Origin of the sequence: Sphingomonas sp. GlSt437 (assembly GCF_048015635.2) — a bacterium.
Classification (GTDB): domain Bacteria; phylum Pseudomonadota; class Alphaproteobacteria; order Sphingomonadales; family Sphingomonadaceae; genus Sphingomonas.
Window position 1 is genome coordinate 785,070 of record NZ_JBPGYA010000001.1, and the last position, 25,040, is coordinate 810,109.

Annotated in this window: 23 protein-coding genes and 1 pseudogene; 8 read left to right on the forward strand and 16 right to left on the reverse strand. The window is 62.5% G+C overall.

Features of this window, described 5'->3' with window-relative positions; all coding sequences use genetic code 11:
• Positions 1-9 precede the first annotated feature (9 nt).
• On the reverse strand, positions 10-1,038 hold the full coding sequence (locus tag ACLB0R_RS04045; RefSeq protein WP_416642063.1) for a helix-turn-helix domain-containing protein: 1,029 nt from the start codon (positions 1,036-1,038) through the stop codon (positions 10-12).
• 814 nt (positions 1,039-1,852) lie between these two features.
• Here ACLB0R_RS04045 and ACLB0R_RS04050 point away from each other — a divergent pair.
• Both ACLB0R_RS04050 and ACLB0R_RS04055 read left to right on the forward strand, forming a co-directional pair.
• Positions 1,853-2,236 carry a thiol-disulfide oxidoreductase DCC family protein gene (locus ACLB0R_RS04050; RefSeq protein ID WP_434953716.1) on the forward strand — a complete coding sequence of 128 codons (384 nt, stop codon included), beginning with the start codon at positions 1,853-1,855 and terminating at the stop codon, positions 2,234-2,236.
• A gap of 394 nt (positions 2,237-2,630) precedes the next feature.
• Positions 2,631-3,014 (forward strand): glycine zipper 2TM domain-containing protein, encoded by a 384-nt coding sequence (locus ACLB0R_RS04055; RefSeq protein ID WP_416642065.1) that lies wholly within the window; start codon positions 2,631-2,633, stop codon positions 3,012-3,014.
• A gap of 153 nt (positions 3,015-3,167) precedes the next feature.
• On the opposite strand, the gene ACLB0R_RS04060 is transcribed toward ACLB0R_RS04055, so the two are convergent.
• The 8 genes from ACLB0R_RS04060 to ACLB0R_RS04095 all read right to left on the reverse strand — a co-directional run bounded on the left by ACLB0R_RS04060 (position 3,168) and on the right by ACLB0R_RS04095 (position 11,475).
• Positions 3,168-3,560, reverse strand: coding sequence for a hypothetical protein (locus tag ACLB0R_RS04060; RefSeq protein WP_434953717.1), 393 nt, complete (start codon positions 3,558-3,560; stop codon positions 3,168-3,170).
• A gap of 162 nt (positions 3,561-3,722) precedes the next feature.
• Entirely contained in the window at positions 3,723-6,152 is a 2,430-nt protein-coding gene (gene trbE, locus ACLB0R_RS04065) for a conjugal transfer protein TrbE (RefSeq protein WP_416642067.1), read from the reverse strand.
• The gene (locus tag ACLB0R_RS04070) at positions 6,146-6,424 is read right to left on the reverse strand and encodes a conjugal transfer protein (protein WP_416642068.1); all 279 of its coding nucleotides are present in this window, start codon (positions 6,422-6,424) and stop codon (positions 6,146-6,148) included. Before ACLB0R_RS04070 ends, trbE begins: the two co-directional genes overlap by 7 nt.
• Positions 6,421-6,756, reverse strand: a complete 336-nt coding sequence (locus ACLB0R_RS04075; protein ID WP_416642069.1) for a TrbC/VirB2 family protein — start codon at positions 6,754-6,756, stop codon at positions 6,421-6,423. The genes ACLB0R_RS04070 and ACLB0R_RS04075 overlap by 4 nt, the downstream gene beginning before the upstream one ends.
• The gene (gene trbB, locus ACLB0R_RS04080; RefSeq protein WP_416642070.1) at positions 6,753-7,745 is read right to left on the reverse strand and encodes a P-type conjugative transfer ATPase TrbB; all 993 of its coding nucleotides are present in this window, start codon (positions 7,743-7,745) and stop codon (positions 6,753-6,755) included. The genes ACLB0R_RS04075 and trbB overlap by 4 nt, the downstream gene beginning before the upstream one ends.
• The gene (locus ACLB0R_RS04085) at positions 7,742-8,140 is read right to left on the reverse strand and encodes a CopG family transcriptional regulator (RefSeq protein WP_416642071.1); all 399 of its coding nucleotides are present in this window, start codon (positions 8,138-8,140) and stop codon (positions 7,742-7,744) included. Before ACLB0R_RS04085 ends, trbB begins: the two co-directional genes overlap by 4 nt.
• A 2-nt stretch (positions 8,141-8,142) precedes the next feature.
• Entirely contained in the window at positions 8,143-10,185 is a 2,043-nt protein-coding gene (locus ACLB0R_RS04090) for a conjugal transfer protein TraG (RefSeq protein ID WP_416642072.1), read from the reverse strand.
• A 408-nt stretch (positions 10,186-10,593) separates the two neighbouring features.
• Positions 10,594-11,475, reverse strand: coding sequence for a LysR family transcriptional regulator (locus ACLB0R_RS04095; protein WP_416642073.1), 882 nt, complete (start codon positions 11,473-11,475; stop codon positions 10,594-10,596).
• 99 nt (positions 11,476-11,574) lie between these two features.
• Here ACLB0R_RS04095 and ACLB0R_RS04100 point away from each other — a divergent pair, with 99 nt between their 5' ends.
• Complete coding sequence (locus ACLB0R_RS04100) at positions 11,575-12,033, forward strand: nuclear transport factor 2 family protein (RefSeq protein ID WP_416642074.1); 459 nt, start codon at positions 11,575-11,577, stop codon at positions 12,031-12,033.
• 241 nt (positions 12,034-12,274) lie between these two features.
• On the opposite strand, the gene ACLB0R_RS04105 is transcribed toward ACLB0R_RS04100, so the two are convergent.
• A complete protein-coding gene (locus ACLB0R_RS04105) occupies positions 12,275-12,892 on the reverse strand; it encodes a response regulator (protein ID WP_416642075.1) in 618 nt (205 codons plus the stop codon).
• A complete protein-coding gene (locus ACLB0R_RS04110) occupies positions 12,889-14,214 on the reverse strand; it encodes a HAMP domain-containing sensor histidine kinase (protein WP_416642076.1) in 1,326 nt (441 codons plus the stop codon). The genes ACLB0R_RS04105 and ACLB0R_RS04110 overlap by 4 nt, the downstream gene beginning before the upstream one ends.
• 144 nt (positions 14,215-14,358) lie before the next feature.
• Between ACLB0R_RS04110 and ACLB0R_RS04115 the strand changes: the two genes are divergently transcribed.
• Positions 14,359-16,563 carry a TonB-dependent receptor gene (locus tag ACLB0R_RS04115; protein WP_416642077.1) on the forward strand — a complete coding sequence of 735 codons (2,205 nt, stop codon included), beginning with the start codon at positions 14,359-14,361 and terminating at the stop codon, positions 16,561-16,563.
• 132 nt (positions 16,564-16,695) lie between these two features.
• Here ACLB0R_RS04115 and dmeF read toward each other — a convergent pair whose 3' ends face one another.
• The 3 genes from dmeF to ACLB0R_RS04130 all read right to left on the reverse strand — a co-directional run bounded on the left by dmeF (position 16,696) and on the right by ACLB0R_RS04130 (position 20,994).
• The gene (gene dmeF, locus ACLB0R_RS04120; RefSeq protein ID WP_416642078.1) at positions 16,696-17,610 is read right to left on the reverse strand and encodes a CDF family Co(II)/Ni(II) efflux transporter DmeF; all 915 of its coding nucleotides are present in this window, start codon (positions 17,608-17,610) and stop codon (positions 16,696-16,698) included.
• 11 nt (positions 17,611-17,621) lie between these two features.
• A complete protein-coding gene (locus ACLB0R_RS04125; RefSeq protein ID WP_416642079.1) occupies positions 17,622-17,897 on the reverse strand; it encodes a metal/formaldehyde-sensitive transcriptional repressor in 276 nt (91 codons plus the stop codon).
• A 424-nt stretch (positions 17,898-18,321) separates the two neighbouring features.
• A complete protein-coding gene (locus ACLB0R_RS04130) occupies positions 18,322-20,994 on the reverse strand; it encodes a M16 family metallopeptidase (protein ID WP_416642080.1) in 2,673 nt (890 codons plus the stop codon).
• 616 nt (positions 20,995-21,610) lie between these two features.
• Here ACLB0R_RS04130 and ACLB0R_RS04135 point away from each other — a divergent pair.
• Entirely contained in the window at positions 21,611-21,754 is a 144-nt protein-coding gene (locus ACLB0R_RS04135) for a hypothetical protein (RefSeq protein WP_416642081.1), read from the forward strand.
• 26 nt (positions 21,755-21,780) lie between these two features.
• On the opposite strand, the gene ACLB0R_RS04140 is transcribed toward ACLB0R_RS04135, so the two are convergent.
• The gene (locus ACLB0R_RS04140; protein ID WP_416642082.1) at positions 21,781-22,578 is read right to left on the reverse strand and encodes a DUF3363 domain-containing protein; all 798 of its coding nucleotides are present in this window, start codon (positions 22,576-22,578) and stop codon (positions 21,781-21,783) included.
• Here ACLB0R_RS04140 and ACLB0R_RS04145 point away from each other — a divergent pair.
• Genes ACLB0R_RS04145 through ACLB0R_RS04155 form a run of 3 tightly spaced genes read left to right on the forward strand, consistent with a single transcriptional unit; the run spans position 22,507 to position 24,395 of the window.
• Positions 22,507-23,232, forward strand: a complete 726-nt coding sequence (locus tag ACLB0R_RS04145) for an alpha/beta fold hydrolase (RefSeq protein ID WP_416642083.1) — start codon at positions 22,507-22,509, stop codon at positions 23,230-23,232. The two genes, ACLB0R_RS04140 and ACLB0R_RS04145, sit on opposite strands and share 72 nt — an antisense overlap.
• Positions 23,229-23,633: a DUF6130 family protein gene (locus ACLB0R_RS04150; RefSeq protein WP_416642084.1), complete on the forward strand. Its 405-nt coding sequence runs from the start codon at positions 23,229-23,231 to the stop codon at positions 23,631-23,633. Before ACLB0R_RS04145 ends, ACLB0R_RS04150 begins: the two co-directional genes overlap by 4 nt.
• Positions 23,634-23,645: 12 nt before the next feature.
• Positions 23,646-24,395 (forward strand): SDR family oxidoreductase, encoded by a 750-nt coding sequence (locus ACLB0R_RS04155; protein WP_416642085.1) that lies wholly within the window; start codon positions 23,646-23,648, stop codon positions 24,393-24,395.
• Between the two features lie 163 nt (positions 24,396-24,558).
• Here ACLB0R_RS04155 and ACLB0R_RS04160 read toward each other — a convergent pair.
• Positions 24,559-24,963 (reverse strand): annotated as a pseudogene (locus ACLB0R_RS04160) (nuclear transport factor 2 family protein); the annotation flags it as partial.
• Between the last annotated feature and the right edge of the window lie 77 nt (positions 24,964-25,040).

Sequence of the window (25,040 nt, forward strand, 5' to 3'; positions counted from 1 at the left end):
CAACAACGGCTAGCGTTTAGAATGAGGGAAGGCCGACATCTGGTCGCGATCGGCCAACGTCTCTATCCGCTGATCACCCCTGGCCATCCACGCACGATAATCGCGCGGCGGCACCCCAAAACGCGCTCGAAACAGACGGCTGAAATGCGATGCGTCGCTGAAGCCGAAGCGCAATGCAATCGTGCCGATCGGCTCCAGTCGCTCGACATCAGTGAGTGCATCGCGCGCCAGATCAAGCCGTTTCGTGCGAATGTAGGATTGAACGCCGCCATCGCTGCGGAAAGCAACGAACAGATCCTTGCGCGAAACCTTCAGCTCCTCGCAAATGTCGTTGGACGACAAGGGCATGTTCAAGCGGGTTTCAATTAGAGTAATGGCCCGGTTGCGCAGCCGTGATATTCGGTCAGTAAGGGACGGTGACCTGGGACGTCGGCTCTGCACCCCGACCTGAAGCAGGTTCAAGAATGAAAGACCGAGCGGAACTGCGCAGGCCTGATCAAGCGCCGGTAGCGCTTCCCAGCAGTGGCGCGCATGAGCGAGCAGCAGGTCGGCACACGGCCCTGAGATGACCATGCCATGGAGATCTGTTACCGTATTGAACGCGACTAGTGCGATCGATCGTGGCAGGATGAGCGAATAGGTGAGACTGCGTGTCGATGTGTGGCGCGACGGCTGCGTTATATCATGAAAATGGACGTCGCCGGAAACTTGATGAAACTGGCGTTCGCCGAGCACGCCGTGCGCAGAGCCATCCACCATCATGTTAACAATGATCGGATCGAAGTCCGAATGGCGGATGTCCTGAATGCGCCGCTCATACTGCATGCCGGTGATCACGGTACGGAGAAAAGTGACATCCCCGAGCATAGCCATTTGCCACTCAGTGTTGAACGGTTCGGTCGGAGTGGTGCGGAATATCTGTGAGGTGCGTGGCCAACCCCAGTTCAGCCACGTCTCGTAGCGTTCGGCGGGGCTTATTTCGGCAGTCGAGAAATGGGTAATCTTGATGGGGTCGGTACTCATTTCACGCTTTTCCACACATACCTCTTCCAAGCAGCCGCAGTTTCGGTCGTGCCGTCGCCCAAGTCAAATCGACGACGGACCACGCTCCCCGTCAGTTAAGCGGGCAAAAAAATGAACATGCAAAACCGCACCATGCGGCCAACGCCATACTTAGCCAAAAAAGGATAACGAAAACAAATAGCTGCGGCGCGGGTCCATCCTAATCGGCACGTATGTTCTGTTTTTTGGGAACGCAAGCCCAAACTGGCGCTGCCAGCGCCGCGGGAACCAATCGCTCACTACCAACCGTCATCCATTCTACATATCTTCTCGACTACTGCTCAAGTCTGGCCAACAAAACAAGGGTTGGAATGCGTATCGGCCCATCTTGAATGGCTATGGGGATACCCAACCTCTGATCAAGCAGTACGCGAACGGCGGCTTTGCAACCTATACGCGGTTGTTTTGCGGCGAACCGACCGGACCGAAAAGCCGTCACTGTTTTGGTTGAAAATCGAAAGTGACTAGCTGAGCATTGTTAGGTGAACGTGACAGTCTGGCCAGCACTGTTGTTGCTACCGAACCCGTCCGTCTGGTTCCGACATATGCTCTCGTAAGGCCTCCGAACGTGAGAATTGAGAGGCCGGAGGTTGCTCGAATTCGGCCCCGCCAATTTGCTCTGACAACATTGGCCGGATCCATCGCGAGAACATTTCTGCTAATTCTGCCTCTTCAATGCGAGATTGCTACGTGAAGAAAATCCAAGCGCAACTAACAGGAGGCATTTGCTTGGCAGTGCCTTCCGTAGCATCATTAGCCGACAACGCGACGAAAACCTAGGGCAGCTGGTATGTATCCAAACAACAAAATTTTGGTATGGTATGATGGCGGATGCCCCTTGTGTCGACGCGAGGTTGCCTTGATGCGGCGCCTCGATCGACGGCAACGGATCACATTCATCAATGTAGTGTCGTCAACGAACCAAGAATGTCCGGTTGACCGCCAGGAATTATTGTCCCGGTTTCACGCGAGCGAAGAAGGACAATTACTATCTGGGGCCGCCGCGTTCGCGGCAATGTGGCGTGCAATTCCGATCCTCCGGCCGCTCGGATTAGCAGCACGCGTTCCCTTTGTATTGATGACTTTGGAATGGAGCTACCGATTGTTCCTAAAGATACGGCCGAGCCTACAGCGGCTCGCCTATTTACTGGGGGATGACAGCAAGGCGGTGTGACCCCAAGCAATATGGTGAGGGAGTCGCTGAGGCATTGAACCTACGAAATAGACAACGCGGCTCGACTCCATTTTCTCTCGGGCGAAAAATGCCGCCGGGTCTGTCGGCGGATGTTTTTCACCACCGCTCCCGCACGAGCCCTGGTCGGCGATTTTTTCAAAGAGCGTTGGGGCTTCATCTTCGTTCCCTTGTCACTACGACGAAGCCCCAAACCTCATTAAATCACTTGGTCAAATCCGTGCCGTTGGAGGTTGGGCCAGTCGGACTGCGACGAGCCGTTTCATATACGCGATGTCGTTGAACAAGCTGAACAATAGCTAACCAATATGTTCAGTTTGGTGCCAGTCTCATGTAGCTATTTCTCGGTCCGTCTAGAGGCAAACAGGAGAGTATCATGTTGCGTAAGATCATGCTTGCCGCGGCGATGGCCGTTGTCCCCATTACCGCATTGCCGAGCCCTGCCATTGCCCATGACCACGGCTGGTACGACGGCGATGACGATGATGGCTGGGATCATGACCATGGTCATCATTGGGGTCATGCTTATGGTCATTATCGCGATCACGGCTATTATCAGGATCAAGGCTATTATCGCGACTATCGCCCCTATAATCGGTGCCACCGCAACGACACAACGGGCTTGATCCTGGGCGGCGCTGGCGGTGCGCTTATTGGCCGCGCGCTCGATCCAAGAGGCGATCATGCAACCGGTACGATCCTTGGTGCTGGCGCCGGGGCACTGCTCGGTCGCGAAGTCGCCCGCGACAATTGCTATTAGTCCCATGGCGTGCGCGGACCTGACGGCGTTGCCGTCAGGTCCGCCGTCGACGGCCCGAAGACCACCGTTTCGAGCTGAGGCCACGCCGCCAAGCTGAACAGGCCACAACGCTTCATTCAGCTTGGCTTTCGGGAAGGTGAGCTATGCCAATATTCAAGGTAATCGCTCCGTGGTCGAGGAGGTCTTATGCCTAAAATGATTGGTCTGGCTGTAGTCGGGGCATGTGCGTTGGTCGCAAGCGCGGCAAATGCCCAGACCTTCAGTCTCTACATCGGTAATGATGGCGACTATGGATGGCACTATCGCGATGATGGCCTGGTTCAATCCGTATGTTCCGGCGCCCGAGCCCATGCCCTGGAGGCGCGGCTGCGCCATGAAGTCGATGAGGATGAAATCGACGACGACGATGCGGCGCGCATTCACAATGCGATCGATCGCTTGGAAGATAGACAGCGGCATGAATGCTCGGAAGGCGACCGCCGCTCGATTTACGAGATCGCGCAGCGCTATGATGGCATTGGCCAATGGATCGATCGCGAGGCCCATGGTGATGAGCGTCGCTGGTAGCAGTCGACGGATTTGGATCGAGGTCGGCTCAAACCTGATGGGCGGTCAAAACTGGGGAAGTCCGGTTTAGTCGACTTTGATCGGACGAGCTGCCAGTCTGACGCCGGCCCATTTTCCGCCGTTGCAGCATGCCTGGTCTGATCATTGCACAGGATAGGAAGCAGTCAGGTCAGCGGCCCAGCCGAGGCCTGCGTCTCTCAGAAACCGCTCGGTGAATTCGTGAGGACCAACTTCGGCAAGGATGGTGTTGATGCGTCGCTGGCTGGTGGGGTCGGATGCACCGCACAGAGCCAGCGCAATTGGTCCGAGACCGAGTTCGAACACGCGGTTCCCGCGCGCAGATTGGAGGTAATAGTGGCGCTTGGGCGTCGCCCGGCTGATCAGTTCGATCTGGCGGTCGTTGAGGCCGAACCTCGCATAGGCTTCCCGGCCCTGCGGCTCGATCGCACGATCGTTGGGCAAGAGAATTCGGTGCGGGCAGCTCTCGATGATGGCTGGTGCGATGCTGCTGCCGGCGATGTCGGCTAGGCTCTGCGTTGCGAACAGGACCGCGACGTTCTTCTTGCGCAGAGTCTTCAGCCACTCGCGGATGCGCGCGGCGAAGAGCGGATGGTCGAGGAAGATCCAGGCTTCGTCGAGGATCAGCAACGTCGGCCGGCCATCGAACCGTTCTTCGAGGCGGTGGAACAAGTAGGTCAGGACCGGCGCCACGACGCTCGCCTGTCCGAGCAGCGCCTCGGTCTCGAAACACTGGACGTCGGCGAACTCCAGACCGCTCTCGCTTGCGTCGAGAAGCCGGCCGTGCGGGCCGTCGAGTGTGTAGGGCTGGATCGCGGTGCGCAGCGCATTGGACTGGAGCAGCAGGGCCAGCCCCGTCATCGTCCGCTCGGCGGGCGGTGCCGACGCCAAGCTGCCGAGCGCCGACCATACCGCGTCCTTCACCTCGGGCGTGACGATCACTCGCTCGGCATCGAGCAATGCGGCGATCCATTCGGCCGCCCAGCTGCGCTCAGTCGGGTCGTCGATCCGCACTAGGGGCTGAAATGCGAGCGCTCCGTCTGATCCGGCGTCGGCGCCGAGCGCGTGATGGGCGCCGCCCATCGCCAGAACGGCGGCCCGCGCCGAGAAACCCTTGTCGAAGATATAGACCTGAGCGTCGGGGTAGCGCCGGAACTGCAACGCGATCAGAGTCAGCAGCACCGACTTGCCGGCACCGGTAGGGCCGACGACCATCATGTGGCCGACATCACCCACATGCGTGGACAGCCGGAATGGCGTCGATCCGCTGGTCTGAGCAACCAGCAGCGGCGGCCCTTCGAGATGACCGTTGGCGATCGGACCCGCCCAGACCGATGACAGCGGCATCAGATGGGCGAGGTTGAGCGTGTGGACGATCGGCTGGCGGACGTTCGCATAGACATGGCCCGGGATCGATGACAGCCACGCCTCGACCGCGTTCACGCCCTCGCGAAGGCAAGTGAAGCCGAGGCCGCCGACGATCCGCTCGACCTGCCGCATTCTGGTTTCGACGGCCGCGCGGTCCTCGTCACTGACGGTGATGGTCGTGGTCAGAAAGCCGAACGCGACATGATCGCCGCCAAGCGCCTGAAGCGCCAGGTCGGCATCCGCCACCTTGTTGTCGGCGTCGCTGTCGAGCAGTTGCGTCGGCTGGTTATACATGACCTCGCGCAGCAGCGCGGTGACCGACTTGCGCTTGTTGAACCACTGGCGTCGCAGCTTGGTGAGGAGCTTGGTCGCATCGGTCTTATCGAGAGCGACGAACCGCGTGACCCAGCGATAGGCGAAGTCGGCCTCGTTGAGCGCGTCGAGAATGTCGGGCCGGCTGACATTGGGAAAGCCGATGACTGTCAACGTGCGAAGGTGGCGATCACCGAGCATCGGCTCGAGTCCGCCGACCAGCGGCGTGTCCGCCAGCAGCGCGTCAAGGTACATCGGTGTCTCGGGTACCGCGACCCGGTGGTGGCGTGTCGAGATCGTGTCGTGCAGATAGGTCAGCGTCTCCTCGGATGAGAGCGCCCGCACCTCGGGCATGAAGGCTGCGAACAGGTCGAGCGCGCGATCGGTCTCGGCGATGAATGTCCCCAGCGCACCACGCCAGTCACGACCAGCGCTCCCAGCCTCTGGCCGTTCGATCAACGAACGCCCGGCGGCATCGGCGCCGTCGGAGGCGGGCAGCCAGACAAGCGTCAGATGGTAGCGGCTCTCGAAATGCGCCCCATCCGCTTCGAACCGCGCCCGCCGTTCCTCGTCGACGAGCCACGAAGCCGGGTCAGGAAAGCTGCTCGTCGGATAGCCGAGCGCTTCGCGGCGCTCGGCGTCGAAGAACAGCGCCCATCCGGTGCCGAAGCGCTTGAGGACATTGTTGGCGCGAGCGCATGCCGACACCAGCTCGGCTTCGGTCGCGCTCTCGAGATCGGGGCCGCGGAACGACAGCGTCCGCTGGAAGCTGCCGTCCTTGTTGAGGATGACGCCTTCCGCCACCAACGCCGCCCAGGGCAGATGGTCGGCGAGACGATCGGCGCGATGGCGATATTCGGCCAAGCTCAGCATGCGAGATAGCCCTTCTGTCTGAGATGGCGGACGAGAACAGGCGCGAACGACGGGTCGCGCCGGGTCGCGAAGACCGCGATGCTGTGCCCGACCGCCCAGATGACGATCCCCGCGATCCATTGCTGCAAGCCCAGGCCGATCGCGGCGGCAAGCGTGCCGTTGACGATCGCGAGGCCGCGTGGCGCGCCGCCCAGCAGGATGGCAATGCCGAGGCTTGCGTGAATGGGCACCTCGAAGCCGGCGATGTGGCCGTTGTCGCTTCCCTCGCTCACGCGATCAGCGCTCCGCCGCCGAAGCTGAAGAACGACAGGAAGAAGCTCGATGCCGCGAACGCGATCGAGAGGCCGAAAATGATCTGGATCAGCCGCCGGAACCCGCCGGCCGTCTCGCCGAAGGCAAGCGTCAGGCCGGTCGTGATGATGATGATCACCGCGACGATCTTGGCGACGGGCCCTTGCACGGAATCGAGCACCTGCTGGAGCGGCTGCTCCCAAGGCATGCCGGTACCGGCGGCATGCGCGTTGCTGGCGATCACCAGCCCGAGGCCGATGATGGCGGCCCCGAGGAGCCAAGCGCGACGGTCGGGAATACTGATGGCGGTCATGATCGATCTCCTTGGTTGGGGGTCTTGAGAAACTCGGTGAGCGCGTAGGCGCCGGTGTCCGGGTCGAGCGGGCCGACCCGGGCGATGCTGGCGATCCGGCGCTGCGTGCCGCGGCCGGCGATGAACACGACGATGTCGATGGCCTCTGCGATGAGCTGGCGCGGCACGGTGACGACTGCTTCCTGCACCAGCTGTTCGATGCGGTAGAGGGCAGCGGTCGCGCTGTTCGCGTGGACGGTGGCGATCCCACCGGGATGGCCGGTGTTCCACGCCTTCAGCATGTCCAGTGCCTCGGGGCCGCGGACCTCGCCGACGATGATCCGATCCGGCCTGAGCCGCATGGTGGAGCGAACGAGGTCGGTCATCGACACGATTCCCGGGCGCGTGCGCAGCGCGACGGTATCCGGCAGCGGGCATTGCAGCTCGCGCGTGTCCTCGATCAGGATCACCCGCGCATCGACCCACCCCATCTCGGCGAGCAGCGCGTTGGCAAGCGTCGTCTTGCCCGAACTGGTCCCCCCCGCGACAAGGATGTTGCGGCGCTGCGTGATGGCCGCACGCAGGACATCGACGGCGGCCTCGGACATGAGCCCGTCGGCGACATAATCGTCGAGGGTGTGGAGTCGCTCGGCTGGCTTGCGGATCGAAAAGCAAGGGGCCGTCGAGACGGGCGGGAGCACGCCCTCGAAGCGCTCGCCGGCACGGCCCTCGGCATGGGGCGGCAGCTCGGCCGAGATGATCGGGCGGTCGCCATGGATCTCGGCGCGGGCATGTGCCGCGACAAGCCGGATGATGCGCTCGACCTGATCCGGCTCGATCCGGACGCCGGTATCGACCCGACCCTGACCGAGACGATCCAGCCGTAGCGCGCCGTCGGGGTTGACCATGATCTCGACCACCAGCGCGTCGGCAAGCGCCAGGGCGATATCCGGTCCCATGGCGGTCCGCAGCATCGTGCGCCGCCGGTCGCTGGCGATCGAGCCGCTCATCGGTATTGCTCCGGCTGAAGCGTGCGTGTGCCCGCCGCGACCTGGCGGCCGACTTGGGCGACGAAGGCCTCGAACCGCTTGGCCGCCATCGCGCGGCCTGCCTGGTCGCCCTCGGCAAGCGGCGCCTGGATCGAAAGCTCGAACCGGACGAACAGCGCCAGCGTCTCGAGCGTGACATGGCCATCGCGCTCGATGCGGGAGAGCGCACTCGACATCCGGTCGAGCCGCAACCCGAACCGGTCATCGAGCTCGGCGGTGCCGCGGCGATTGAGCCAAGCCGTCACCGCGTCGACGAGGATCGCGGACTTCGATGTGCCGGGCTTGGCGGCCAACACCTCCAGCCGGTCGCTGAGCGGCTTGGGAAGGAACAGCTGGTGGCGGATCTTCTCGACCATGATCAGAAGCCCAGCTGCAGGTCGTCGGGACGCAACGATCCGGAGTCGGCTGCGTAGACGGTGCGCGACACAGTCAGTGACCGGGCCTGGTCCATGGCACGCTTGTCGACGGCGGTATCACTGTCATCGTCGCGGAGGCCGAGCACGTCGGCGGGTGCCAGGTCGACCGGTTTCGCCGGCTCGATCTCGTGGGCGGGGTACCGGACCTGCTCTGGGCCGCCATCTGTGTCTTCGCCGCTCCCTTCCGCGCCCCCGCCCAAGCGCGCGTCGGTTCCACGGACATGATCGCGCCAGTCGACCGGCCGCGCCTGGGGCAGGTCGGGATAACACTCGCCGGTGAGAGCTGGCGGCGGCAGGATGCGTGCCTTGAACGTGCGATCTTCATAGTAGCGCAGCTTCTTGGCGCGCACGGGTGCATGCCCGGCGACGAGCACCAGCTCGTCGGTCGGCGGCAGCTGCATAACCTCGCCCGGCGTCAGCAGTGCCCGCGCGGTCTCCTGTCGACTGACCATGACATGTGCGAGCCATGGCGCCAGCCGGTGACCGGCATAGTTGCGCATTGCGCGCTGCTCGGTCGCGGTGCCGAGTGCGTCCGAGATGCGCTTCGCGGTGCGCTCGTCATTGGTCGCAAACGCGACGCGGACATGGCAATTGTCGAGGATGGCGTTGTGCTCGCCGTAAGCCTTCTCGATCTGGTTGAGGCTTTGCGCGATCAGGAATGCGCGCACCCCATAGCCCGCGAGAAAGGCAAGGCTCGTCTCGAAGAAATCGAGACGCCCCAGCGCGGGGAACTCGTCGAGCATCATCAGCAAGCGATGCCGGCCGGGCTTGGCGCCTTCGCCTGGGTTGGGGGCGTGAAGATGCTCGGTGAGGCGGCGCCCGATCTGGTTGAGGACCAGGCGGATAAGGGGCTTCGTGCGGCTAATGTCGGAGGGCGGCACGACGAGGTAGAGCGACACCGGGTGAGCACCCTCGACCAGGTCGGCGATGCGCCAGTCGGATGCAGCGGTCACCGCCGCCACGGTCGGGTCGCGGTAGAGGCCCAAGAACGACATCGCCGTGGACAGGACGCCGGAACGCTCGTTCTCGCTCTTGTTGAGCAGCTCGCGCGCTGCCGATGCGACGACCGGATGGACAATCGGCGCGTCGGTCGTTCCGAGATGATTGGTCGTCATCATGACGCGGAGCGTCTCGACGAACGATCGCTGCGGGTCGGACAGGAAGGTCGCTACACGCGCGAGCGTCTTGTCGGCGTCGGCATAGAGGATGTGGAGGATTGCGCCGACGAGCAGCGAATGGCTTGTCTTTTCCCAGTGATTGCGTCGGTCCAGCGCACCTTCCGGATCGACGAGGATGTCCGCGATGTTCTGGACGTCGCGCACTTCGTCCGCGCCGCGACGGACTTCGAACAGAGGATTGTACCGCGCGGATCGGGCATCGGTCGGGTTGAACAGCAGGCAGTGCGAGAAGCGCGCACGCCAGCCAGCCGTCAGCTGCCAGTTCTCGCCCTTGATGTCGTGGATGACGGTCGAGCCCGACCAGCCGAGAAGGGTCGGCACTACAAGGCCGACGCCTTTGCCGGACCGCGTCGGCGCGAAGGCCATGACATGCTCCGGGCCGTCGTGGCGGAGATAGCGCTCACGAACGCGACCGAGGAAGATGCCATGGTCGCTGAAGAGTCCAGCGGCTGCCGTCTCGCGGTCAGAGGCCCAGTGTGCCGAGCCGTAGGTCGTGACATTGCGCCGCTGGCGCGCGCGCCACAACGACCCCGCCACTGCCGCCCCACAGCCGATGAAGCCGCTCGCGCCAGCGATCGTGCCGGCCCGGTCGAAGACGTGCGGGGCGTAGGCATCGAAGTGATACCACCACGGGAAGATTGCCCAGGGACGATAGATCGGGACGCCGCCGATAATCGCCCATGGCGATCCGAGCTCGGGCTGGTAGGCGAGCGCGGCGGCTGCCCATTGCGTCGCTGCCCAGATGCCCGCGAGCACGATCGCGAACACGACGATGATCTGGCCGATCAGGAGCTTGGTAGGAGTCATGCGAGCCTCTGCCCGCACTAGGGCGCGAGCGCTGGCCAATTTCTCTTCGATAGGGGATTCGCGTTAGGCCCTGTTTGGTGTCGCTGGATACCCGTCCGAGGTCACAGCGGACAGCTTCCCGCTAGGCGGGTCCAACGACAGCAATTGGGCCGGAGGCGGACTGGCAGCTTCTGGCGCTAGGGCCGGCAGAGCGGACGTTCAGCTTACGGTCCGATATTGGCGCGAGTGGGATGTCCGAAACTGAGGCGCATTGCTGGCGGGCGGCGCACTGTGGAAACGCCACAGTGGCTGGCCGACTTGGTCGATGACTCGGAATACCTTGCGGCGGCCGGATTAAGCCGCGCCGTCGTGTGCCCGGTGATGATGAGCTGGCTCAGTCGCGCTTAGCACCCACGGGCTGGTGCTGATCTACTTCCGGCGTCGCATCGCTGCCGCGAGATACTCCGCGACCGCGCGGACGCGCCGTGTCGCGAAGCGACCGGCGGGCTGCACCAGCGACAGCGGCGGCCCCTCGACGGCCTCGTGGTTCAGGACGGGCACGAGTGCGCCCGCCGCAAGATCGGGCGCGACCGCCAGATCGACCTCCTGGATGATGCCGAGTCCGGCCACCGCGCAGGCGCGGTTCGCACCGCCATCGCCGACAATTACCGAGCGCGTCGGCTCGAACGATCGGGACGCGAATTGCCATGCAAACGGCAGTCCGGTCCGCTGTACGACATAGGTCACGCAGCTGTGGTCTGCGAGATCGTCGATCGTTTGCGGCGCTCCGTGACGCGCCAGGTAGGCGGGCGATCCGCAGGTGACGAAACGCGTCGTCGCCAGTCGTCGTGCGATCAGCCCGCTGTCAGCAAGTTCGCCGAGCCTCAGCGCGAGATCGATACCGTCGCGCACCAGATCGACGGTTTCGTCTGTCAGCCGCAGGTCGATGATGATCTGCGGGTGGCTCAGTCGTAGTTCGGCGAGCAGCGGCGCCAGCACCTGCTGGCCGAGCAGCACTGGTGCGCTGATCCGCACCTCGCCGCGCAGCCCGGCCGCCCCGCCCGCGACCAGATTCTCCGCCTCGGCGATGCGGGCGAGAATGTCCTGCGCGTGGGCGTACAGCTCCTCGCCCTCGGACGTCGGCACGACGCGCCGCGTGGTGCGGGTGAACAGCCGCGTATCGAGCCGCGCCTCCAGCCGCGCGACCGCCTTGGAGACCGCTGCCGTCGTCAGCGTCAGGCGCCGGGCCGCTGCGCTGAAGCTTCGCAGATTGGCCACCGCCGCGAAGACCTCGAGTTCGCCCGAGTCCATCCTATTGTGTCTCTGCAGTTAACAGAGCTTCGACAATATGACGGATTATCGTCAGGCGCCAGCGCGCGCACACCGGCGGCACCGACAACGGAGGTATCAATGACCAACGACCTGACCACTGCCGACCGCCTTGCCATCGCCGACGCGCTTTACCGTCTCGGTGCCGGCATCGACGAGAACAGCGCCGAACTGCTCGAGAGCGCCGTCACCGCCGACTCTGTCATCGATTTCGGCCCCGCCGCGCGGACGATGGGGATCGACTTCCCGGTGCTGACCGGTCGCGACGCGATCGTATCGACGCTGACGGCCACCGTCGGCCTGCTCGACACGACCCATGTCGTCACCAATCCACGCTTTCTGGTCGAGGGCAACCGGGTGGTGCTAAAGGCGATCGTCGAAGCGGCCCACTTCCCCCCGAACGACCATAGCCGCCGCTGCGTGATGAAGAACCGCTACACCGCGGAGATGCGGCAGGAAGGCGGCCTGAGGCGGATCGCCACGCTCGACGTGCAATGCGCCTGGTTTGACGGTGACCCGGCGGTGCTCCTGGGCAAGTGAGCTGAGAAGCGGATCGGCGGGCGACTGCGCCATCCGCCGATCATGCTTCCTCATTAGAGGCAAAGGGTTCGGCCGCAGCGCTGAATGTCGGCTTCTGGGATCGCCGATCCTTTGCTCAGTTGCCCACGACGGTTAACCAGCACCACACAATTTTCTTCGAACGCGGAGTCGCAACAATACGAACACAGAAATTCTCCGCAGCTTTACATCTGGTTCCGATGATTATCGCCCGTCCTTCAGTTCACGAAATCCCCGCCTCGAGCGCGATCCTGACCAAATCGGCGGTCCTTGCGACACCAAGCTTCGCCTTGATCTGGGTGCACGTGTTCGCGATGGTCTTGTAGCCCAGCCCCAGTGCGTCGGCGATCTCGCTGAGACTGCGGCCCTTCGCGAGCTGGCGCATAATCTCGATATCTCGACTGGTCAGCTGCTCCAGCGGCTCCGCACTCGGCACCGGCGCGAAAACGAGCGCTCGCGCCAGTTCGCTTTCGACGTAGCGCTTGCCAGCCGCCACCTGCCGCACCGCCGCCACGAGCTCGTCGGGGGCAATGTTCTTGCTGACGTACCCGCGCGCACCGGCTTCCAGCGCGCGGCTGACATAGATGGTCTCGGCGTGCATGCTCAGCACCAGGATCGAAAGGCCCGGCACAAACGTCAGGAGGCGTTTGAGCAACTCCAGGCCGCCTAGGTCGGGCAGGTTCATATCGAGGAGAACCAGGTCGACGGGTTGGGCGCGGACTATGCCAAGCGCCTCGCGTCCACTGCTTGCCTCGATGATCTGTCCGTCGAACAGACCGCTAAGTAAGCGGCGGAGACCATCGCGTACGATGGCATGATCATCGACAACGAGGATGTTCATTTGTCGGCTGCCGAGGAGAGAGGAATGCGCGCGAGCACCGTCCAGCCTTCCTGCGCACGGTCGATGTCGAGCGTTCCACCAATATTCTGAACCCGCTCGCGCATGCTGGCGATGCCAAGCCCGGTCGTTGGCGCGGTCTTGGGGTTGATCTTTCCGCGGTTCCTTACCCGGACGATCACGGCATCGGCTTGTCCCTTGACCGCGATTGTCAGCGCGAGCGTCTGCGCATGCCTAAGCGCATTTGCGGTCGCTTCCTGAACTACGCGATAAATCACATCGCCAAGTGGTTCGGGCAGATCGCCGTCGAGGAAATCGAACTGGGCAGAAAAAGCCACTTCGGGACGCCGTCTACGCCAAAACGTAACCACGTCATCAAGGGCGGACTTCAGCCCAAGCTCCGACGCCTTGGTCGGGCGCAACCGTGCAATGAGCTCGCGAACCTGTCGCTGCATGTAGCTCACCGCGCTTTGGATCGAATGCACCTGGCCGACGATGCCGTCGTCCTGAACCTCAGCAGCTCTCCGGCCGATCAGCTCGGCATCGAGTGCGACCGCGAACAGATGCGGCCCGATTTCGTCGTGAAGGTCGCGAGCGATCTCGGCGCGTTCTTCGTCCTGGATCGTCAGAAGCTGTGCTTCGAGCGCTCGATTGCGCTCGTCGGCATGGGCAAGGCGCGCCGCCATCGCATTGAAGCCACGCTGCAGGGGGAGAAGCTCTGGCGGGCCCCGCTCGTCGACGCGGCTGCCGAAGTCAGCGTCACCGATCGCATTCAAGCCATAGGCAAGCTCGGCGAGCGGCGACAGCGCGCGACCAATCACCCAATAGATGAGTGCGAGCCCCGCCGCTACCGCCACCGTGGCGATCATCGCTCCGCTGCGGGCGGCAGCCCACAACACCGCCAAATCGCTGGAGGGATTTGGCCGCAATAGGATGCGCCACTCGGCTCGGTTGGGGACCAGCATGGATTTGGTTCCCGGCCATGGCGCGAGCGAGGCTTGGAACCACTCTGGTGTCTGTCGAATAGGCGTTTCCAGGGCCGAGCGTGCCTGAACTCGACCGGATTGATCCGTCATCAGTGCCTGGACGTGGCGGTTGCCATCGAATGTCGCGATCAGTTGGCGAAGGTCGCGATCGGGATGGTCGGAGCGGGGAACATCCTCGAATGACGAGCGAACCGTCTTCTCTGCTCCTTTCAAGGCACCGTCCAGTTCGGCGTGGAGATTCGCGCGCGCGCTCTCCCAAGCGATGCCCAGATAGGTCGTGCCACTGACCAGCAACACCAAGGCGACCAACGCGATGACCCGAGCCCGGAGCGACAACATGTGGCGAGATTAGCACAGGGTTTCGGGATTGCGCCCCGTGCGGTGCAATCGGGAATTTTTCCCGAGAAAATCGGGAATGCGCGCCATGGCGGGGAGACAAGGTATCAAGTCTACGAGCCTGCGAGGAACATCCAAGGGGCTTCCATGCGCTATCGTCATCACCTCATTGCTTCAGCTGCTATGTTGCTCGGGCAGGCTGCGACATCCGCCCATGCGCAGGCGACCGCGACCGCACAGTCCGATCAAACAGCGGCGGGAACCGAGAAAGCCGCCCAGCCCAAAGCGCCTTCCGAGATCGTCATCACCGCACGTCGCCTCGACGAGGCGCGAGCGTCGGTCCAGCCCAGCCTTGGCGCCACCAGCTACTCCATTACAGGCGGTACTATCCAGGCGCTGCCGGGCGGAGAGAACCAACAGCTGAACCAGGTCCTGCTCCAATTACCCGGCGTGGTGCAGGATGGTTTTGGCCAGTTCCACGTTCGAGACGACCACAATAACCTTCAATACCGTATCAACGGCACGATCCTGCCCGAGGGGCTCGCCGTATTCGGCCAGACGCTGTCGCCGAGACTGGTAGATCGGCTCAGCCTGCTGACCGGAGCGCTACCGGCGCAATATGGCCTGCGCACCGCCGGTATTATCGACATCACCACCAAGAGCGGTTTGTTCGACAATGGCGGACAAGTCGGCATCTATGGCGGCAGCTTCGACACCGTCCAGCCAAGTTTCAACTATGGCGGGCACAGCGGCTCGACCAATTTCTTCGTGTCCGGCGACTATCGTCACAGCGCGCGCGGGATTGAGGGGGTCGACTCCTCCGTCATCCCCCTCCACGACAAAACCAACCAATATCAAGCCTTTGCTTATGTCGATCACATCATCGACAACGAAAACCGCATTTCGTTCGTCGGGGGTTATTCGAACCAATGGTTCCAGATTCCCAACCCGCGCGGGCTTAACGCGGCGGTCGACGGCCCCGGCTATAGTGTCGGCGGCCGTACCGCCTTCGCGAGCGAACAGCTCAACGAAACGCAGTTGGAAAAGACCGGCTTCGGCCAGTTTGCATACCTCCACGACGCTGGTCCGCTGACGCTGCAAGCCTCCGCCTTTGCTCGCTATTCCTCGCTTGACTATCGACCCGATGTGCTCGGCGAGCTTCTCTTCAACGGTCAGGCGCAACGCGCCGCGAAGCGGGATTTCACCGTCGGCACCCAACTCGACTTCTCTTATCGGGTCAGCACCGCGCACACGATCCGAGGCGGCGCGCTCATCACTCGTGACCACGGAACCAGCCGCACAACCACCCAGGTTTTTCCGGTCGATAACACTGGCGCGCAAAGCGGTGAGCCGATCGGCATCGTCGATAACGGCGGCGCGACCGAATGGACTTACAGCGCCTATCTCCAGGACGAGTGGCGGCCATTGAAAGGCGTGACCGTCAACTTCGGCGGCCGCTTTGATCATTATGACGGCTACCGATCAGAAAGCCAGTTCAGCCCACGCGTGAACATCGTGTTCCAGCCGGCGACGGGCACCACCATTCATGCCGGTTATGCGCGCTATTTTTCGCCTGCGCCGTTCGAGCTTGTCGCCTCACCGACAATCGCCAAGTTTCTGGGGACGAGCGCGGCGCCGACCAACGTCAACCCCGACGGGACCGTGCCCAACACGACGCCATTCGCCGAGCGCCAGAATTATTTCGATATTGGTTTCCAGCAAGTGCTTGGCGGCGGGATCACCTTCGGCATCGACGCCTTCCATCGCCGCTCGCGCAACCTGATCGACGAAGGCCAGTTCGGTGCGCCGATCATTCTGACGCCCTTCAATTACGCGCGTGGCCGCATTGACGGTGTCGAAGGCAATATCAGCTACAACCATGCCGGCTGGCTGATCTATGGCAACATCGCCTATGCCCGCGCCAAGGGCCTGAACATCGTCTCGAGCGAATTCAACTTCAGCCCCGACGATCTCGCCTATATCCGCAACAACTATATCTTTCTGGATCACGACCAGCGTGTCACCGGATCGGGAGGTATCTTTTACGCATTCACCGGCGGGCTTCAGGGACTGAAGCTGGGCAGCAGCTTCGTCTATGGCTCGGGGCTGCGGCGCGGCCTGACGCTTCCTGACGGCACCAAGGTGCCGAACGGCGCGCATATCCGGCCCTATGCGCAAGTGAACCTCACAGCGAGCTATCGGCTGGCCAAGCCCGGGATCGAATTGCGCTTCGACGTCATCAACGTCGGCGATCATGTCTATGAAATCCGCGACGGGTCGGGCGTTGGTGTGGGCGCGCCCCAATATGGCCCGCGCCGCGGCTTCTTCGTCGGCATTTCTAAAAGCTTGTAGGGGGACAGGGGTGGAGCTCGTCTCCACGCCTGGTTCATTCAGGATAGCCGGGCGATCGTTAAGGCCTGCAAATAGTCTGACGAATGCGCTTACGCCAAGCTGTCAGCCTCCCCTTGCCGCCAGCGCTTGGTATCAATGCGCCTCTATGGTCAGGTGCGCGATCTCATGAACTTGCGCAAGGCGGCGACGAACGGCCGCTCGATCGGCTCCAGTGACGCTTACGATCGCGGCATGCGCTTCAGGACCGACCCGCCAGACGTGAAGATCGGTAATCGAAGCATCGCCGGGACCCTCGACCAACGCGCGTATCTCGCCAGCCACATGATCGTCGGTCGTGTCGAGGAGGACGGCAGCGGTGTCGCGCATGAGACCCAATGACCAGCGAGCGATCACGATCGCGCCGACGATGCCCATGACGGCATCCATCCACACCCAGCCGAGATAGCGCCCGGCGAGCAAGGCGGCGATGGCAAGGACCGAGGTCAGCGCATCGGATAGGACGTGAACATAGACTGATCGCAGGTTGTTGTCGCGGCTGTGTGCGGCGTTGCCGTGATGGTGTTCATGATGGTCATGGCTATGCGAGTGGCCATGGCCAAGTAGCAAGGCGCTGACGATGTTGACTAGCAAGCTCACCAACGCGATCCAGGTCGCGGTGCCAAAATCGACAACGGCGGGTTGAAGCAGTCGTAATACCGACTCGACCCCGATGCCAAGCGCGACCAAACCAAGGACCAGCGCAGAGGCGAACCCGGCGAGGTCGCCGACCTTGCCCGTCCCAAAGCTGAACCGCTGGCTGGCAACGTTGCGTCTCGCAAACGCATAAGCACCGGCGGCCACCGACAGCGCGCCGGCGTGGGTCGCCATGTGGAAGCCGTCGGCGAGCAGCGCCATTGAACCTGTGAAATACCCTGCCGAAATTTCAACGATCATCATCACCGTGGTGAGGACAACAACCCAGAGCGTGCGGCGCGCATTGGCATCATGCGCAACCCCAAGAAAATTGTGGTCGTGGGTGAGCGAAGCGGTATCCAAAACGGTTTCCATGGGGCGTTTCCCTATTTGGCGTAGCGTCGGATCACGGCCAACAATTCGTCGGCACCTTCGGCACGCTCCTCGTCGGTAAGTCCCGCGCGTGACACATGCTGTTCGAGATGTTCGGCGATGATCTCGTCCATCAAGCCGTTCACCGCGCCGCGAATCCCAGCGACCAAGTGAAGTACCTTTGTGCACGAAGCCTCGGCCATAAGCTCCCGCTCAGCCGCCGCCACCTGGCCGGTAATTCTGCGCACACGTGCCACGAGGTCGGCATTGCTGCTCGAAAGATGTCCCATAGGGATACCCCCTACCCCTATGACGCCCATCTAACAAGTCGATATGGCATAGACGTTTCTTATGCCTGGTTCCGCGGTATGCCGATCGAACGATGCCGGTTGCGCCACTTCCTGTGCCACTTCCTTTGCGGCTGCTTTCAGGACGAGGGAATTGGCTTTTCAACGACCGACATTGAGGCGCATAAAGGCCGCGCCAGCAATTGGGTGCCATGGACGCAGATGGCGTCGCACTGATCAAACTAATGTTTGAGCTGATTACGCAGCCGACGCTCGTTTGGAGGTTAACTACCAGACCACCAAGTGGAACTCAGGGCCTGCCATCGCTTCCCAAACATGGGCCTCTCTCTCAGAGAGTGTCTCCCATGGTCTGTCCGCTTGACCCCGGACAGCAGCTAATTTTATCGAGTTGATCCGACCGCCGAAGTTATTTTGCGTCCTGCGAAGCAGATACAACGCGAATGGCAACGGACTTGTTGTCGACCAGATAGCGTCGCGCCGCTGCTTGCAGGTCCTCGGTCGTGATCGACTTCAGAATGTCGGCGCGTTGACGGCGACGGTCCAGCCGTTCCGGCCAGCTCTGCGCGTAATTGACTGAGCCTACCCAGGCTTCGTTCTGGCCATCCGTCCGCGCATAATTCGTCAATATCGGTTCGCGTGCGCGGGTCAGCAGGTCCGCGGCGATCAGCTTGTCGCGGACATCGGCGGCGATTTGGCGGAATGCAGCTTCAACGGGGTCCATGTCCTGCGGCTTCGCCGTGGCGACCAGCGTGAGGTGTCCATAGCCTTCAAAAACCGGCTGGTCATAGGACAGGCCCTGTGGCGTGTAGGTCGCTCCCAGCTTCTGACGGACAATCTCGATCGCCTCTATGTTCATCACTTGCGCCAGCAGGTCGCGCGTGAGGGCGGCTTTCAGGTCGTGATCGTCGGTCGTTGGCCAGCTGATCGAGACAACGCCCTGATCCGGCTGCCCGCTATGACTGAGCGTTACCGTGCCATGTGCCTTGAACGCGATGGGCGCGACAGGCGTGGCCCCGTGCTTGCGGTCTTCGCGCTTGGGCAGCGCGCCCAGCGTCTTCGCCACAGCCGCAATCGCTGCATCCTCGTCAAAGTCACCGACGAGGGACAGCGATACCGGCCCATTGGCGAGCTGTGGCGCCACCGCCGCCTTCATCTGGTCGAAACCGAGCTTCGTGAGAGCATCGGGCGACGGCAATCCTGTCCGGCCGTCACCGCCGGTCAGGACGTAATTGAGCGCGAGTTGCCAGATTTGGGTCGGCTGGGCGGATAGCGCCTTGCTGACCGTCTGCGAGAACGGACCCCATTGCGCGGCCGTCTCGGCGCGGAACCCGGTTGCGCTGAGCCGCGCGGCGAGGAGTTTCAACTGGAGATCGAGATCGCTGGTCGCGACGCTGCCCGCGGCGGTCAGCGCGTCGGGCGCGGCGTTGATCCCCAGCGATACCTGGTGGCCCGCCAGAATGCGGCGCAGCTCGGTCGCATCGTGAGCCTGGAGCCCGTCCTGGGGCAGCAGGATGCCCGCCATCACGAACAGCCCCGGCTGATCTGCGGGGAATGTCGACGCCCCCTGCCCCACATCCATCTCGAAAGCAACCTTGGCAGGTTCCCAATTGGTCTTCTTGAGGTTCAGCTCAAGCCCATTGGCAAACCGCACTGTGCGGATGCCAAGGTCGGCAATCGTCTTGTCGTAAACCACCTGGCCGGCTTGGCCGAAATTGTCGTAGGCGAACGCCTTGGTCGCCGCCTGGGCGGTTGGCGCCACCGCGACTTGCTCGCTCTTGGCAATCAACGCCGCGATCGTCGCCGCCGGATTTTCGATCGGCGTCTTAGCTGATACATGGACCAGCGTCGGTTTGCCCTGCCAAGCGCTCTTGAAGGCGGCGGTGACCGCTTCGGCGGTGATCGAAGACTCGATCGATTTGTAGAAGGCAAGGTCGAAATCCGGGGACGTCGGCACGGCGTTTTCCAGCGAATTGGAAATGAGCCCTTCCGCAATCGCGCCATTCCTTTGGCCATCCTTCTGAGCGGCCGCATTGCTCAGCGCGCTGAGGATGTTCGCCTTAATCTCGTCGATCTCGCCTTTGGCAAAGCCGTAGAGATAAGCGCGCCGCAATTCCTGCTCGCCGATCGCGACTGCATCCTGCCACCGGCCATCCCTGGCGATAAGATAGAGGCCGAAGAGTTGAGCATTGCGCGCCAGATCCTGCCGCGAAAACTGCGCGCCCTGAATAGGGCTGTCCTTTGCGAGCGCGACGGGCTGGAGCCGGTTGGCGACCGCGGTTCCCGCGATCGTCTCGAGGAGTTTCTGCCGCTCCTCCTCGACTGTGTTGGCGGGCGGCGTGTAGGCGCGCGCGCGCTCGAACTGGACGATGTCGGGGATGGCGGGGTCAACAAAGCTGGCGATCGTGGGCGCTGCCGCTTGCGCAACCGGACCGCGATAGTCGCTGCCCGCGGCGCCAGCAGGCTTCCAATCACTGAAGACCGAGATGATCTTCTTCTCGATGCTGGCCGGATCGACATCGCCGACAATAACGAGCGTCGCCTGATCGGGGCGATAATAGGCCTCGTAGAAAGCGCGGAGGCTTTGCGCCGAAATCCTGCGGATCTGGTCCGGGTCGGCGCGTACCGCAAGCGCCAGCCGGTTGCCGGGCAGCTCAGCGGTCAACACATTCTCTAAGCGGCGGCGGTTGGCGTCGTTGCGAAAGCTCGCTTCCGAGACGATCACGCCGCGCTCGCGCTCCACCGCATCGGGTGCGATCGTCAGGTTGCCGGCAATCTCGCGCATGATCAGGAAGCCCGCATCGAGAGTGTCGGGCTTGGCTTTGGGGAGATCGAGCTTGTACGTGGTGTGGTCGAATGCCGTTTCCGCATTGGTGTCCCGCCCGAACGACAGCCCCAGTCGCTCGAGCATCGGCAGGAGCTGGCCGTTGGGAATGTTCTTGGAGCCGTTGAACGCCATATGTTCGACGAAGTGGGCAGCGCCCCGCTCCGCATCGCTCTCGTCCTTGGCGCCACCACGAACGCTGAACCTGATCGACACCTCACCCTTTGGCGCCTCATGCCGCTGGATCGCGTAGCGCATGCCATTGGGCAGCGTGCCGAAGGTGACGTCGGGGTCGGCGGGGAGAGCGGTGCTTGGGATTGCCCAGGTCTGATGCGGCGCGACACCAGATGGTTGAGCTCTAGAGTGTTTAGCTCCAGCATCAGCGATATCGGGCTGGATTAAAGCGACCTTTACTAAAGTCGCTGCAATGCAAAACGATACCATCTTTCGGTAAAAAAACATTTTGCACCCATTACCTAAGGTCCAAGCTGCGTTGCGATTGGACGTTCAATCCGGACACCCCTCAAACTCACTCAGGCACCGTTCCGGAACACGCTTATGGGGGCATCAAACCCGCCAATGCGAATCGTTAGGTCCTACGAATAAGGTTGCTAAGGGGCGAGAGACGGTCAATCGGATCAGAGGACAGAATTAGGTCAATAACGGGTTAAAAGGATTAGCGCAGGGCGCCTTAGAGTTTGCCCAAGTCGGCGGATGGAGTAAACAACACTGTAAGGTCGCATCTGCGCCAAATTTTCTTTTAAAGGAGATCTTAACACGCTCAGCGAACCGGTGTCGCTGCGCGCGTTTGCGGTACAGACAGCCTGCTCACATCGTAAAGCAAGAGCCTAATGGGAATATTAGAGACATAAAGATGCTGCGGGACAACGCCAGCCGGCGGATTGCCGCTTCAGCTAACGCTGACTCGAAAGCCGCCGAGCACCAGACCACCTCAATGCCGGCCTTCGGCGACTACCCGTTCAACGTCAGCTTTCAGATACCTAGACAATTGTTTTGAATGTCCGCGTTTGGGGCGCAAAGCAGTCACGAAATCGTTGGGCCGCTACGGTCTCGCCCGAACCGCCAGTTGACTCCTTCCGCCCGCATTATCCCGCCGACTGATTTTCCGATCTGTCGTTCGAGTACCGGTCGCCATGGCACGAGCGTAAATTCCCGCGAGTGCTCGACGAGCGCAAACCGGCCGCTCGCTAGATCGACGCGCCGGGTCAGCCGCCCCTCCACCGCGCCGCCCATCTTTGCCTCGACGAAGGACTTGCTCAGCTCATCGGCGAGCCGCTCTCCGGCTACGAGCAATTCCCGGCGTTGCAGCAGCATCATCGCGTTGGCGCGCAGCCGCACCTTTCCCCCGTCCACGTCGGCTAGTTCCCGCTCGACCAGCCATTGTCGCCGTGCATCGAGCGCCGAACGCACCTCGCGGCCAAACCCGGCGTCACGCACGGGCAGCCGCGCAGCGGCACCGATTTCCCGGTCCAGCCAGGTTGCGGCATCGGCGGTCTCAAGCTGCGCGATCGGCAGCGCCGACAAGGTCTCGATCTCGACCGGGCGATCACGCAGAGCTCGCATTTCGTAGGCGATCGCCCGGTCGAGATGATCCGCTTGAATGGACCAGGACCCGTCAGCATCGCGCTCGATGCCGATACCCGCGCGCCGCATCATCTCAAGCCGCCGGACATGGGCTTCGGCGAACGCTTGCGTCGCACTGGGGTCATGCCGCAGATGCGCATCGATTGAAGAGCGCCCTCGATTGCCTTGCGCGACCGTGGCGACCGTTCGGTCAACGTCGCGCACGGCGGCGCGGCGCGGCGCGATGCGCACGATCACGCAAAGTTCGACTATAGCTTTGCGCACTACGCGACGCTGATCGACGCCCTGCTCGGGCAGATCGGCGTTGACCGCTATGCCATGTACCTGTTCGATTATGGCGCGCCGGTCGGCTATCGTCTTGCGCTCAAGCACCCCGAACGGGTCAGCGCGCTGATCGTCCAGAACGGCAACGCTTATGAAGAAGGCCTTGGCGCCTTCTGGGATCCGATCAAAGCAGATTGGGCGAAGCGATCGCCGGAGACGCGCGCGGCCCTCTCGGTCCTCGTTGCGCCGGAAACGACCAAGTTCCAATACACCGATGGCATGGAGGATGTGTCACGGATCGATCCCGCCAACTGGCAGCACGATCAGGCCTTGCTCGACCGCCCGGGCAACAAGGATATCCAGCTCGACCTGTTCCGCGATTATGGCAGCAACGTCGCTCTATACCCGCAGTTCCAGGCATTCTTCCGCAAGTATCAGCCACCGACGCTGATCGTCTGGGGTAAGAACGACAAGATCTTTCCCGCGACCGGCGCCGACCCCTATCGCCGCGATCTCCCCAACGCGGAATTCCATCTGCTGAATACCGGCCATTTTGCGCTCGAGGATCAGCTCCACGTTATGGCGCCGATGATCCACGATTTTCTTGATCGGAGCGTCAAGCAATGACCGCGCGCGATGTTCTTGGCGAGGCCGGGGTCGTGCCGCTGGACGGTCAGCAACCGGCACCCCGGCTGATTGTCGACCCGCCATTGCCGGGACCGTTGTCCTTCGGGCGCGTTGTGATCCAGTATCGCGCCGAAAACTTGCGGATCGTGCCCGTGTTCGGCCCCAAGGCGACCGAAGTCAGCCCCCGCATCGGCCACATCCATGTGACCATTAATGATTTGCCTTGGCATTGGGCCGACGCCAGTGGAGAGCCGTTGATCCTCAACGGCTTTCCGCCCGGTTCCCATAAAGTCCTGATCGAGTTGGTCGACGCCAACCACGTGCCGTTCACCAGCGTGGTGACCGCGTTTGTGATCCCCGATGCAATAGCAAGCCATCCCGCTCCTCGAAACGCGATTTGAAAGGCATTGACCATGGCAAAGCTTGAAGGAAAGGTCGCGCTGGTCACCGGCGGTACGTCGGGCATCGGCCTGGCGACCGCCAAGCTCTTTGGAGCCGAGGGCGCACGCGTCATTATCACTGGGCGCCGCAAGCCGGAACTCGATGCCGCTGTCGCAGCGATCCCGGGTGCCAAAGGCTATCAGGTAGATTCCGCCAGCCTTGACCAGCTCGACGATTTGTTCAGCGCAATTGGCGCCGACCATGGCCAGATCCATATCCTGTTCGTCAACGCCGGCGGCGGTGCGCTACTGTCCTTGGCCGAGATGACCGAAGCGCATTTCGACGATACCTATGCGCGCAACGTCAAGGGTGTGGTGTTCACCGTTAACAAAGCGCTGCCGCTGCTTGCCACCGGTGCCTCAGTGATCCTCAACGGCTCGACGTCAGCGGCCAAGGCAACACCCGGCTTCAGCATCTATGCGTCGTCAAAGGCGGCCGTGCATGCCCTGACGCGAAACTGGATGGTCGAATTGAAGGAGCGTGGCATTCGAATCAACACCCTGGTGCCCGGCCCCACCGCGACGCCCGGCCTGCGCGGGCTTGCCGGACCTAATGCCGCGCAGCAACAGGCGCTGCTCGAGCAGGCCGCGCTGGGCGTGCCACTCGGCCGGGTGGGCGACGCCGAAGAGATCGCGCATGCCGCCTTGTTCTTGGCGTCTAACGATTCGAGCTTCATGACCGGCTCTGAACTGTTCGTCGACGGGGGTGAGGGTCACGCCTAGTGCACAAAGCCGGGTCTGCTTTGCGCCTCAATAGCAGCCGTTCGGGCAAATGATCAGCGACCCCAGAAGCGGACATCCAGTGCTGCGGCCCGAACCCCTTTGCCTCCAATCAGTGAAGCTGGATCGGCGGGCAACGCAGGCGCCAGCCAATCCGCATCTCGGCTCACTTGCCCAGGATAACCGCCGGGTCACCATCGAACCAGGCGCACTGCACGTCGAGCGTCGCGGTCCGCCACAGGCCGCCTTCCTGCCGCATCTCCGCGGTGTAGCGGTTCTTCATCACGCAGCGGCGGCTATGGTCGTTCGGGGGGAAGTGGGCCGCTTCGACGATCGCCTTTAGCACCACCCGGTTGCCCTCGACCAGAAAGCGTGGATTGGTGACGACATGGGTCGTGTCGAGCAGGCCGACGGTGGCGGTCAGCGTCGATACGATCGCGTCGCGACCGGTCAGCACCGGGAAGTCGATCCCCATCGTCCGCGCGGCGGGGCCGAAATCGATGGCGGCGTCGGCGGTGACGGCACTCTCGAGCAGTTCGGCGCTGTTCTCGTCGATGCCGGCACCTAGACGGTAAAGCGCGTCGGGGTGCTGTCAGTCTAACGCGAAACGCTCTTTACAGGATGCATAATGCGTGGGTGAGCTGAGCT